10 protein-coding genes are annotated in these 12,449 nt (G+C 45.3%); 1 reads left to right on the plus strand and 9 read right to left on the minus strand.

All coding sequences use genetic code 11. The annotated features are described in order from the left end of the window. Positions 1-10: 10 nt before the first annotated feature. Genes F899_RS14150 through F899_RS14165 form a run of 4 tightly spaced genes read right to left on the minus strand, consistent with a single transcriptional unit; the run spans position 11 to position 2,950 of the window. Positions 11-538, minus strand: a complete 528-nt coding sequence (locus F899_RS14150; RefSeq protein WP_004810006.1) for a pilus assembly protein PilP — start codon at positions 536-538, stop codon at positions 11-13. Next, positions 538-1,257, minus strand: coding sequence for a type IV pilus inner membrane component PilO (locus F899_RS14155; RefSeq protein WP_171063888.1), 720 nt, complete (start codon positions 1,255-1,257; stop codon positions 538-540). Before F899_RS14155 ends, F899_RS14150 begins: the two co-directional genes overlap by 1 nt. Further along, the gene (locus tag F899_RS14160) at positions 1,251-1,892 is read right to left on the minus strand and encodes a PilN domain-containing protein (RefSeq protein WP_005223471.1); all 642 of its coding nucleotides are present in this window, start codon (positions 1,890-1,892) and stop codon (positions 1,251-1,253) included. The genes F899_RS14155 and F899_RS14160 overlap by 7 nt, the downstream gene beginning before the upstream one ends. Beyond that, positions 1,892-2,950 (minus strand): pilus assembly protein PilM, encoded by a 1,059-nt coding sequence (locus F899_RS14165; RefSeq protein WP_004810013.1) that lies wholly within the window; start codon positions 2,948-2,950, stop codon positions 1,892-1,894. The genes F899_RS14160 and F899_RS14165 overlap by 1 nt, the downstream gene beginning before the upstream one ends. Before the next feature lie 169 nt (positions 2,951-3,119). Between F899_RS14165 and ponA the strand changes: the two genes are divergently transcribed. Further along, on the plus strand, positions 3,120-5,648 hold the full coding sequence (gene ponA / locus F899_RS14170; protein WP_034434131.1) for a penicillin-binding protein PBP1a: 2,529 nt from the start codon (positions 3,120-3,122) through the stop codon (positions 5,646-5,648). Positions 5,649-5,719: 71 nt separating this feature from the next. Here the strand turns inward: ponA and F899_RS14175 are convergent, their stop codons facing one another. The 5 genes from F899_RS14175 to ftsI are packed head-to-tail and all read right to left on the minus strand — an operon-like array spanning position 5,720 to position 12,448. Next, positions 5,720-6,523 (minus strand): putative RNA methyltransferase, encoded by an 804-nt coding sequence (locus F899_RS14175; protein WP_005223473.1) that lies wholly within the window; start codon positions 6,521-6,523, stop codon positions 5,720-5,722. A gap of 58 nt (positions 6,524-6,581) precedes the next feature. Next, a complete protein-coding gene (mraY, locus tag F899_RS14180; protein WP_005223474.1) occupies positions 6,582-7,700 on the minus strand; it encodes a phospho-N-acetylmuramoyl-pentapeptide-transferase in 1,119 nt (372 codons plus the stop codon). Beyond that, complete coding sequence (locus F899_RS14185; RefSeq protein ID WP_005223475.1) at positions 7,701-9,104, minus strand: UDP-N-acetylmuramoyl-tripeptide--D-alanyl-D-alanine ligase; 1,404 nt, start codon at positions 9,102-9,104, stop codon at positions 7,701-7,703. 12 nt (positions 9,105-9,116) lie between these two features. After that, positions 9,117-10,613, minus strand: coding sequence for a UDP-N-acetylmuramoyl-L-alanyl-D-glutamate--2,6-diaminopimelate ligase (locus F899_RS14190; RefSeq protein ID WP_004896282.1), 1,497 nt, complete (start codon positions 10,611-10,613; stop codon positions 9,117-9,119). Positions 10,614-10,624: 11 nt separating this feature from the next. After that, positions 10,625-12,448 carry a penicillin-binding protein PBP3 gene (gene ftsI / locus F899_RS14195; RefSeq protein ID WP_004896283.1) on the minus strand — a complete coding sequence of 608 codons (1,824 nt, stop codon included), beginning with the start codon at positions 12,446-12,448 and terminating at the stop codon, positions 10,625-10,627. Between the last annotated feature and the right edge of the window lies 1 nt (position 12,449).

The raw sequence follows: 12,449 nt of genomic DNA on the forward strand, positions 1-12,449 counted from the left end.
TCCCTTTAACTTATGGCGCAGGCCCAATCAGGACCATACTGCGAGGGCGTTCCACATAGCCATCGCGTCCATCTGGAATAATCTCGATCAGATCAATTTGTGTCGGTGTGATATGGATCACCCGACCATGATTAAGTCCCATATAACTGCCACGCTGTACACGTTCAATTTCCCCATCTGGCGTATTAATTAAAGCCATAATCTGTCCAGCCTGGTTTTTGAGACTTCCTTTCATGGTCAAAGTTTCAAGCGGATAACTTTCTAAGGGTTGCAATTGACGTGATAGGTTTGGATAAACCCGTTTCCCTGCCATAATCTTCAGTTCTGCTGCCAATGAACTTGGCAAGAAAGGACTTTTCAGCTGATGTGCTGCATAACTAAAAGTTTCAACCGGAGCAAAATCGGGTGCTGGTTCAATGGGCAATGCGGGTTGATTGCGGATATTGGCCATTTCCTGATTGACCACATCAATACGTGATTCACAACCTGCCAGGATCAATCCGGCAGTAAGTGCTGAAGCAATCTTGATCATCTTCATTACTGTGCCCCCTGACTATTCGCAGCTGTTGTATCTGCCGATGCTGAGTTGGCACTACCGACATAACGATAGGTTTTTGCCTTCAAGGTATAATCTACAACCGGGATATCTGTTTTCTTCTCTTTATTTTCAGTACCCGTAATCGTAAAGTCGTGTAGCGTCACGATACGAGACAATCCTGCAATACCGCTGACAAATGAACCGAAGGCATGATAATCACCCGTTGCTTCAATAGAAATTGGCTGTTCAATAAAGAACTCTTGCTTTACTTCAGGTTCAAGACGGATATTCTTAAACTTCAGTCCGGCATTGACACCACTCAAATTAATATCTTCAACCAGGCCTGGAATTTCAGTTTCCTTTGGTAACTGTTCAAGCTGCTGGTTAAAGCTTGCTTCCATATCCTGAAGTTGCTGTTGGTATTGTTGCAAATTACGCAGTTTGGAATCTTTCTCACGAAATTCATTTAATAGATTCTGTTCTTGTGCATTGGCCTGAGTAATTGATTCAATCTTGCCTCGAATCAGACCGAAATAAGCCAGCATCAAAACCAGGAAAACAATAAATACCCAGCAGGTAATCTTTACAGCCATTGGCCAGCTACCATAGTTATTTGGATCTAGGGTATTAAATTGCTGAAAAAACTTTTCTACCGTCATTTTATTTTTTGGTACAACAACAGCTTCCTGACCTAATTCATCAAATTGTTCGCTCATGATGTCGCCCCTCCTGCTGCTGCAGCTGCTTGCGGCTGTTGTTCTGAAAGCACCGGTTGAGCAATCTGGTCCAGATCCACTGTCACTGTAAATGTGCCATAAGATTCTTCAACACGTGGAATAACAGAGCTTGGCGCCTTGTCCTTGTTCTCTTCCGCCACCAGGAATGCATTCATGAAAGCATTACGGTACCAGGTAGAAGCTTCGAGATTACGCAATAATTCTGCAACCGTATTTGGACTTGCTGCTTTCCCTTCAATGGTGAACTTATCACCGACACGGTCAAACTTGGTGATATACATATCACTTGGTGTCACACGTACAATCTCGTCAATAAGATGTACGGCAATTGGACGCTGGGTTTGTAAACCTTGAATCAGTTTCATGCGTTCCACAATCGCATTACGCTGTTCCTGTAAACCTTCCAGAGATTTTAGCTGTACATCCAGATTCTGATTGGTACTGATGATGAGTTGGTTGGCTTGTTCTTGATCCTGTAATTTTTGATCATAGTAGAACCAGCTTCCTCCAGCTGCTGTTACCCCTAGCAAAAAGGCCCCGATGCAATATGCGACAAATTCGTTATTTCTTTTTATCCTGAGCTCATCACGCCAAGGAAGTAAGTTAATTTTTGCCATTAATCAAAACTCCTCAATGCCAAACCACATGCAACCATGAGTGAGGACGCGTCATTTTCAATTTTTTTAATATCAATTTGAGGAGAAAAGCCCATTTGTAAAAATGGATTCGCGATCGTGACACGGTAACCAAGCTTTTGCTGTAATAATTTTGCCAGACCCGGTATATTGGCATTCCCCCCTGCCAACAGGATATGGTCAATTTCATTAAACTGAGAAGATGAAAAGAAAAACTGCAATGAACGAGCCGCCTGTTGTACCACAGCATCCAAGAATGGTTCTAAAACTTCAATATCATAATCATCTGGCAATGCACGTGTTTTCTTGGCGCGTCCCGCTTCTTCAAAAGACAGACCGTAACGATTCTGGATTTCCTGAGTCAGCTGTTTCCCCCCAAACACCTGCTCACGGGTATAGATAATCTTGTTGTTCCGCATAACTGATAGAGTTGTCATGCTATGACCAATATCCAGAATACCGACAGTATTTACGCCCATTGGTAAAGTATCAGCAAACACCCTGAAAGCATTTTCCAATGCAAAGCTTTCTACATCTGCAATCTTGGGTGTGATCCCCGCGATTTGCAATACTTCAGACCGGGCTTCGACATTTTCAATACGGGTTGCGACCAACAGAACGTTGACACGATTTGGATTAGACAATCGATCTGGCAAAACTTCAAAGTCAATACTGGCTTCATCGAGCGGGAACGGAATGTATTGTTCGGCATCTTCACGAATTTGAACTTCCCGTTCATCACTTGTCATATCTGCATCCATTTCGATCGTTTTGGTGATCGCCATAGACGTAGGAATCGCAAATGCAGCCTGGTTAGATTGGGTATTGGCCAAGTTAATAGCACGAGCCAAAGCATCACCGACGGCTTCTGGATTTAAGATGTTTTTTTCAACAACACTACCTTCTGGTAATGGGACCAAAGCATAGCTTTCTACCCAGTACCGTCCGCTTTTCATAGAGAGTTCCAAAACTTTAACAGAAGTCGAGCTGATGTCGACGCCTATTAACCCCTTGTTTGGCTTACGATATAACCTGCGCACAATATCATTCCTATTATTTTTTTATCCCCAAAAATAAAGTAGCCTACTAGGTATAATCGGTCTAATAATTTTATCTAGATACAATAAGTCATCTAACATTATGTATATCTAAAGGATATACTGACCGCTCACTTAGTTTGCCATTAGCTCTTATTAAAACTTACTTGTTATGAAAAAGCTATCCAGTTCAGGCCTTGTTCATCCATTTTTTTTGATCATTATCATAATTATGATCTCAATTCCGATGGGCTTTTATGGCATGTACCTTTATATTGCTCCATCTTTGCCTGAAATGTCTATCCTTAAAAAGGCACCTTTACTTAAGCCTTTACAAGTATTTAGTTCCGATCAAGAGTTGATTGCAGAATATGGCGGCAAACTTTCTGTGCCTGTAGAATATGATCAAATTCCACCAGAATTTATTCATGCCTTCCTCGCTGCAGAAGATTCCAGCTTTTTCGAACATAGTGGCATCAGTTTTAAAGGCTTGGGCCGGGCACTAAGTGAAAGCGTCACTGGTTCCGATGTACAGACTGGTGGCTCAACTATCACTATGCAGGTGGCAAAAAACTATTATCTCAGTCCAGAACGAACACTGAAGCGCAAACTGACTGAAATTTTCCTGGCACGCAAAATTGAGCAAAATCTGACTAAAGAAGAAATTTTAACCCTCTATGTGAATAAGATTTTCTTGGGTAAAAATGCTTATGGCATCGCAGCAGCGGCTAAAATCTATTACAACAAAAGCCTGGAAGAACTTTCTCTTGCCCAGATGGCGATGATTGCTGGTTTACCGAAAGCCCCTTCCAAGTACAATCCGGTCGCCAACCCTAAACGTGCTCTTGAACGTCGTAACTGGATTCTGGGACGTATGCTGCAGCTTGGTTATCTTAATCAGACACAGTATCAGCAAGCGATTGCGGAACCAATCAATCTGGATATGCCGGATCGTAGCACTCGCAATAAGTTTCCCTATGTCGGAGAGATGGTTCGTTCTGAACTGATCCAGAATTTTGGTGCACAGGCCATCGATTCTGGCTATAAAGTCTATACCACGATTAATAGTCAACGTCAGGCGTATGCTGAGCAATCCGTACAAGAAGGCCTTGAAGCTTATGACCGACGTCATGGCTGGCGCGGTGCTGAAGCAAATGATCAACCCTTAAAAAAATTCCAGCCTTTTGCCAATACCTACCCTGCTCAAGTCACTAAAATCAACCCAAATAGTTTTGAAGCCTTAATGCAGGATGGAACCACCGTCACCGTTCCCTGGTCAGGAATGTCATGGGCGCGCCGCTACCGAAACGCCAATAGTGTTGGCGCTGCACCCAAGCATGCGGCGGATATTGTTAAGCTGAAAGATATTGTCCGTTTACGTCCTAATGCACAAAAAACTTCCTGGGCACTGGTACAGATTCCTAAAGTTCAAGGTCAGCTGATTGCCATCAATCCAAATAATGGTGCCATTGAAGCAGTGGTGGGTGGCTATAATTTTTATCAATCGACTTTTAACCGTGCCATTCAAGGCTGGCGTCAGCCGGGTTCGACCATCAAGCCTTTTGTTTATGCACTGGCATTGGAACGCGGCATGAGTCCGCATACCATGGTGAATGATGCACCGATTACGATTGGTAAATGGACCCCCCGAAACTCAGATGGTCGTTATCTGGGCATGATTCCTTTACGTCGTGCCTTATACCTTTCACGTAATACTGTTTCTGTGCGCCTGCTACAAACGGTGGGGATTGAGCGCACCCGTCAATTGTTTATGGATTTTGGTCTGGAAGACAAACAGATTCCACGCAACTACACCATTGCCCTTGGTACGCCGCAAGTACTGCCTATTCAGATGGCAACCGGTTATGCCACCTTCGCCAATGGCGGTTACCGTATCCAGCCGCATTTCATCAGCCGTATTGAAGATGCTTATGGTAAGACGATTTTTGAAGCAAAACCTGAATATGCCTGCATTTCCTGTATTAACCAGGAAGAACAAACGATTGCATCTGCTGACGTGGTGACGCCAGATGATGAAGTGATCGAAATGAATAACCGCTCACTGGAAACCAAAGCAGTAGCACCGAAAGTTTCGGCTGAACATAGCAATTACCGTCAGGCACAGCGTATTCTTAAATCCAGCTCTGCCTACGAAATGGCTAACATTTTACGTGATGTAATCCAGCACGGTACTGGCCGTGCAGCTTTACGCATTGGGCGTAGTGACCTAGGGGGTAAGACAGGTACCACTAACGATGCCAAGGATGCCTGGTTTGCCGGCTTTAATGGCAAGCTAGTAACAGTAACCTGGGTTGGCTTTGACCAGCCAACAACTTTAGGTCGCCGTGAGTATGGCGGTGTAGCTGCCCTGCCAATCTGGACCGACTTTATGGCCAATGCGCTAAAAGGTACACCAGAATCCTGGGTGCGTCTGGATCGTAAAGCCAAAGCCCCAGTTAATCGTACTAGAGTCATCAATCAGGATTTAGAAGAAGTACAGGAAGACCACTCTTCTCCACCAATGGCCACTCCACTGTATCGTCCAGCTCCAGTCGTTATACCTAGACGTGAGCAAAATGATTTTGAAGATCTACCGGGTGAAGAATTGACTGTACCTGGTGAAACACCAGCAACGCAGGAACAACCATTGCAGCCAAAGAAAACGGATTCTCTTGATAGTCTGATTGAACAGGTTCAGTAACTTTCCCGATTAAGCAGTCAAATATAAAGCCCTCAATTGAGGGCTTTATATTGTTTAGATAATAATCAGTATTATTTCTTTTGAAAAAGATAAATCTGGTATTGTGCCATTAATTCAAATTGTTCCTGCTGTTCAAGTGCCAGACGGCGTTCCGGTTTAGCCTTATAAGCGTACGGAGTCATCGCAATCAGGTTTTTTAAGTCTGCTTGTGGCAAATTCATAGGCGCTTCAACAATCTGTTCACTCACCAAATCAAATGCATCTTGCAACTGCCCGACAAACTTTTGTGGCTCGTGTGGTTTAACTTCCTTAAATAAGGCTTCTCGCATGGCATACAAATGCTGTGGTGCAGGCGTCACAACCATCAAATAAGATTTCGGCTTGAGTACACGCAGAATTTCCTGTTTCGGAATCGGGCTAAACAGGCTGGTACATAGATCTATTGACTCATCTAATACAGGCAAAGTTGCGCCTGTACCTACTACCCAAGTAATCTCTTTATTCAGCTTCGCTGCTACCTGAATCGCATTTTTGGCAATATCCACGCCTACACACTGCAGTACTTCCTGTTGCATGGCATCAGTGTAATACCCTTCTCCACAGCCGATATCCAGCAGATTTTCAATACGCAGTTCACGAATCTTTTGTACCACTGCTTGTTGCAACGGAGCATAGTGACCTGCACTTAAAAATGCGCGCCGTGCCTGTACTGATTCAGGTGTATCACCGGGATTTTTACTGTGTTTATGCTGCACTACATGCAGATTCACATAACCCTGCTTGGCTATATCATAGCTATGCTGATTGTCACAGCGCCATGTACGTTCATTTAAGCGTAACTGCTCACGACAAACAGGACACATCAGTAAGTTCATTTTTTAATTTCTCCAAAACAAAAAAGCCGGCATGCGCCGACTTTTTCAAATGCATTTCTTAGCGTAATTTTAAGGTCATTAGGCCAAAAACTACCAGCATAATTGTAATAATCCAGAAACGAATGACGACTTGAGTTTCACGCCAGCCTTTCTTTTCATAATGGTGATGTAAAGGTGCCATTAAGAAAACGCGTTTATTACGCATCCGCAGTGAACCAATCTGCAAGAATACAGAAATTGCTTCCACCAAGAATACACCTGCCATAATCGCAAACACGATTTCCTGACGCACCATCACGGCAATTGTACCCAGCATTGCACCTAAAGATAACGCACCCACATCACCCATAAACACCTGAGCTGGGTGAGCGTTATACCAGAGGAATGCCAGACCCGCACCAATCATCGCGGCACAGATCACCACCAGCTCAGATGAATATTTTACATATGGAATATGCAGATAGTTCGCAAAACGTACATCACCCGCAAGATAAGCAAAAACACCTAGACCAGCAGCCACCAGTACGATCGGCATGATCGCCAGACCATCCAGACCATCCGTCAGGTTAACGGCATTCGATGCGCCATTAATCACGAAATAAGTAAAGATAATAAAACCAATACCGAGTGGAATAATTGAGAGTGGAATCGTGTGATCCTTAAAGAATGGAATCAGCACATCCAGCATGTTGGCTGTCACGACCGGATTCGGTTGTTGCTGTGCAATCATATAAAGCGCAATACCGGCACCAATTGAACCTACAGAGGTCCAGAAAAACTTCTTGCGTGCAGGCAAACCGGCATTATCCTTATAACGGATCTTGATCCAGTCATCTGCCCAACCAACGGCACCAAAAATCACCATCACTGCAAGTACAATCCACACGTATGGATTCGATAAATCTGCCCAGAGTAAGGTCGAAATACCAATTGATAGCAGAATCAGGACACCACCCATAGTCGGTGTACCCATTTTTTTGGCATGGTTTTCAGGTGCAAATGAGCTGACTGCCTGACCATATTTCAGTGCCTGTAACTTGCGAATCATCACAGGGCCCAGCACCAAACCAATGGTCAATGCCGTCAAGACACTGAGCAAAGCACGTAATGTTAAATAACGAACCACCTGAAACGTGCTGTCATAGCCCGCCAGTTGTTCAAATAGCCATAACAGCATTTAGAGTTTCTCCATCAATGCAGCCATCAATGTTTCCATATGGGTAAAACGCGACCCTTTAAACAGGAATGACATCGGCTGAGGTTGATGTGTTTCAATCAAACGAATTAAAAACGGTAATGCCTGCTCCTGATTCAGGAAAGCTTGCATTTTCTTACCATATTGTGTACTACGCGCACCTTCTTGTGCGGCAGGTGCAAATTCACCGACTGCCACCACAAAGTTCAGGCCTTTTACCGAAACCAGATCGCGACCCAGCTTATAATGCTCAATCGCAGCTGACGCACCTAGTTCGCCAATATCACCCATTACCATGACACGGATACCTTCCTGCTGTGCTAAAACGTCAGCGGCAGCACGCATCGAGTTTGGGTTGGCATTGTAGGTATCATCAATAAACACAAATTCTTTGTGCTTGATGAAGTTCAGACGACCTTTGGCACCTACTGCCTCTTCCAGGCCAGCCACAATATCATCCAGGCTGATACCAAGGGCTAAAGATAAGGCCGCAGCAGCAGTTGCATTCTGCACATTATGCTCACCAGCAAATGGCAGGTTTACTGTTTTATTACCTTGAGGTGTATTCAAAATAAAGCTTGCAGACTGCGGATGTAATTCCACCTCAGTTGCGTAGACCTCTCCACCCTGACCAAAACTTAAGGTCTTTTCGGTTTTCACAGCAGCTCGAATCTGCTCGGCATAATCATCCGCTGCAGGAATAATAGAGGTTTCAGAAATATGCGAATAAATTTCTGACTTGGCACAGCAAATCCCATCACGACCACCGAACTCACCCAGGTGTGCCGTGCCGATATTAATAATACCGGCGACGTGCGGCTGTACCAGACCAGCAGTATAGTCAATTTCACCCTGATGGCTGGCCCCCAGCTCCATCACTGCATATTGATGCTCTGGGCGCAGCTCCAGCAACATCACAGGCACACCGAGATCATTATTCAGGTTACCGCGCGTCACCAAAGTTGGTGCCAGACGAGACAAGATACTACCCAGCATTTCCTTGGTAGTGGTCTTACCGCTACTGCCAGTCAGGGCAATGACTTTGAGTTGTGGATTTTGCTGACGGCGGAAAGCGCCTAGACGACCCAGCGCCTGACGGGTATCGTCCACAACCAATTGGCAGATTTCAGCATCAACCGGATGATCGACAATGACAATTTGGCAACCGTTTGCCGCCACTTGTGCTACGAAATCGTGTGCATCAAAGCGTTCACCTTTCAAAGCCAGAAAAGCATCACCAGCTTCAGCATCACGAGAATCCATCAGGATACGTTTAATTTCGCCTTCAGGCTGCTTGTCATTCAGCCAGTAACCTTGAGTCGCCTGTTGTAATTGTACTGCAGTCCAAGGTACCAAAGGCACAGTACTGGTAGTTGAAGTATGCATAAATTCGTCCTATTACTGCGCTGGATATGCTGAATCAGAGTTACAGTGCTGCGCATCAATGGCCGCCTGTACTTCGACAACATCATCAAACCAATGGCGAACGCCATCGATTTCCTGATAATTTTCATGCCCTTTGCCTGCAATCACGACAATATCACCCGCTTGCGCATGTTTCACTACAAACTTGATCGCTTCACGGCGGTCATGAATTTCCTGATAAGTTTTACCAGCGAAATCGATACCTTGCTTCATATCCGCGAAAATCTGTTCCGGGTTTTCAGTACGCGGATTGTCAGAGGTTAAAATCGCAATATCCGAACCATTGAGAGCCGCTTGTGCCATCAATGGACGTTTACCACGATCACGGTCACCACCACAGCCAAATACCGCCCAGAGCTTGTTATTGACATGGCGTTTTAAAGTCACCAATACCTGCGTCAAAGCATCTGGCGTATGGGCATAATCCACTACAAACAAGCGCTCACCATCACGCAGTACCTGCATACGACCCGGTGCGCCTTTTAGATTAGGCACAGTCTCAATCAAATTTGCTAAATCAAAACCAGCCTGTTCTGCAACAACCAGACTCGCCACTAGGTTTTCAACATTGAAATGACCCAAGAGTGGACTGTGTACGGTGAATGTACCCTGCGCAGTGATCAGTTTAAATTCTGCACCAGAAATCCGGTATTGAATATCCTGTACCTGATAGTCAGCAGCTTGCGACAATGAATAAGTCAAAATTTTCGGCTGCGCTAGATTAGCCTGAGCCGCCTCAATCATCACCTGAGCATGTGCGTCATCCAGATTAATGATCGCAACTTTCAGAGATTCAAATTTGAATAAACGTGACTTGGCCTCAGCATAAGCTTCCAGCGTACCGTGATAATCCAGATGGTCACGGCTCAGGTTGCTATAAGCTGCAATTTCAATATCACAGCCATTTAAGCGGCCTTGTTCAAGACCATGCGAACTGGCTTCAATCGAAGCAAATTCTGCGCCCGCTTGCGCATAACCATGTAGGGCATTTTGCAATTGCAGCGCATCCAGTGTGGTATGCGAAGAGGCTTCCAGATTTGGCAAAATTCCATTGCCCGTGGTGCCCATCACCGCACAAGGTTTGCCTTGCAGCATCAAGAGTTCTGCGACCAAGCGAGAAATGGTGGTTTTTCCATTGGTTCCAGTCACGGCCAGAATACTTGCAGCCTGTACTGGCTGGGTCGCTTGCAGATAACGTTTCTGCCACCCCCCCATTAGATGCCGTACATTTGTCACGACTAATGCAGGAGAGATTCCGAGATCCTGTTCAGAAATGACTGCCAGTGCTCCTAGAGATAGCGCTTTTTTCGCATATTCCACAGTTTTCTCAGGTTGAGACAGACTGGTCAGGGCAATAAAAATTTGCCCTAATTTTACTTTTCGGCTGTCCAGCTCAAAGCCCTGAAAGGATTGTCGCATCCATTCAGCACTATCTTGAACGGCGTAGAGATCTTGAAATGTTATCGACATTGATCACCTGTTTACTGGACTTGGGGAGATTCTAAAGGTTTGTCCAATGGGACATTCAGCAAGCGTAAAGACTCTTGCATTACACGCGCAAAGACCGGCGCAGATACCGTACCACCATAGTAGGTGCCTTGCGGGTTTTCTACCACCACCACCATAGCGATCCGTGGGTCACTGACTGGTGCCACGCCGGCAAATAAAGCACGGTATTCATTGGTCGAATAACCTTTACGGTCAGCACGCAATTTATGCGCAGTCCCTGTTTTACCTGCAACCCGATAACCTGGCACTGTCGCACGAGTAGCGGTACCCCCTGGCAAGGTTGCAGTTTCCATCATCAGCAGAACCTGGTCTGCAATTTTCGGATCAATCATCTGCTCGCCTTTCGGCTGCTCTTCTAATTTGTACAGGCTTAGTGGGACTTTTACGCCCTTGTTAGCCAGCATGGCATAGGCATCAGCCAGTTGTAGCACCGTCGCATTCAGACCATAACCATAAGACATAGTCGCCACTTCAGACACGTTCCATTTACTAGGTGGCAGAATCAGACCGGCACTTTCACCCGGGAATTTCACGGCAGAACGCTGACCAAAACCAAGGCGTTTATAGAAAGTCGGCAAGGTTTCATAAGGCAGTGATAACGCCAGTTTGGCGACACCAACGTTAGAGGATTTCTGGATAATACCACCCAAGGTTAATTGCCCATAATTGTGGGTATCCCGGATTGTGTGATTCCCGACCCGCATACTTCCCGGGGTCGTATTCACCACTGAATTGGCTGTGTATTTACCACTTTCCAGCGCCATCGCTACAGTCAGCGGCTTCATGGTTGAACCCGGCTCGAAAGAGTCGACCGCACCGCGGTTACGCATCGCATCTTTGTTCAATAATCCGTTTTTATCATTCGGGTTATAAGCTGGCCATGAAGTCATCGCCAGAATTTCACCCGTCTTCACATCCACCGCGATTGCGGTTGCAGAACGGGCATTATTTGCAACACCTGCTGCAGTCAGTTCACGATACATAATGTACTGCAAGCGTGAATCGATGCTAAGCGTGATATTTTCCCCTGCTTCAACTTCTTTAATAATTTCAGGGTCTTTAACGCGGTTGCCCTTCTTATCACGTACTATCTGCTGCTCGCCGTCTACACCTGATAGACGGGTATTCAGCTGCATTTCCAGGCCTTCAATGCCCACACTCTCACTGTTGGTCAAGCCAATAATCTGTGAGTTCGGTTGTGGCTGCGGATAGTAACGCTTATAGTTTTTCTCGGTGTATACACCCTGGAAATTACGCTTCATAATCAGCTCAGCCTGTTGAGGCGGAACTTCTTTTTTCAGGATCAGATAACGGGAACGCGGACGCGCTTCCATTTTCTTGCGCAGGTCGGCACGATCCATACCCACCGCATCAGCCAGTTCATCCAGGTTCAGGTTTTTATCCGGTAACTGACGTTTCAGCTTGCGGTTATTCGGATCCTTTTCCAAAGCCTGAATCGTTTCATCATAGAGTTTTTTATTATCAAAATAATCACGTGGATCAATCACCACCCGCATAATTGGAGTACTTATCGCCAGTGGCACGCCATTACGGTCATAAATCACACCGCGCATGGCTTTAATTTTGTCGGTTCTTAAAATCTTGGCATTGGCCTTGTTCTGCAGGAATTCTTTATTAATCACCTGTACATAAAAAGCGCGCCCGATCAAAGCCAGAAAGCACAGCAGTACCACGGCCCACATAATATAAAAACGGCTAATATCAACGCTTAAAGCATTTTTTGTCGTCACGGACTGTTTTTTACGTGCCACTTGCTTGGTTTTCTTGTCTACCATG

This window comes from Acinetobacter sp. CIP 101934 (assembly GCF_000369585.1).
GTDB lineage: Bacteria > Pseudomonadota > Gammaproteobacteria > Pseudomonadales > Moraxellaceae > Acinetobacter > Acinetobacter schindleri.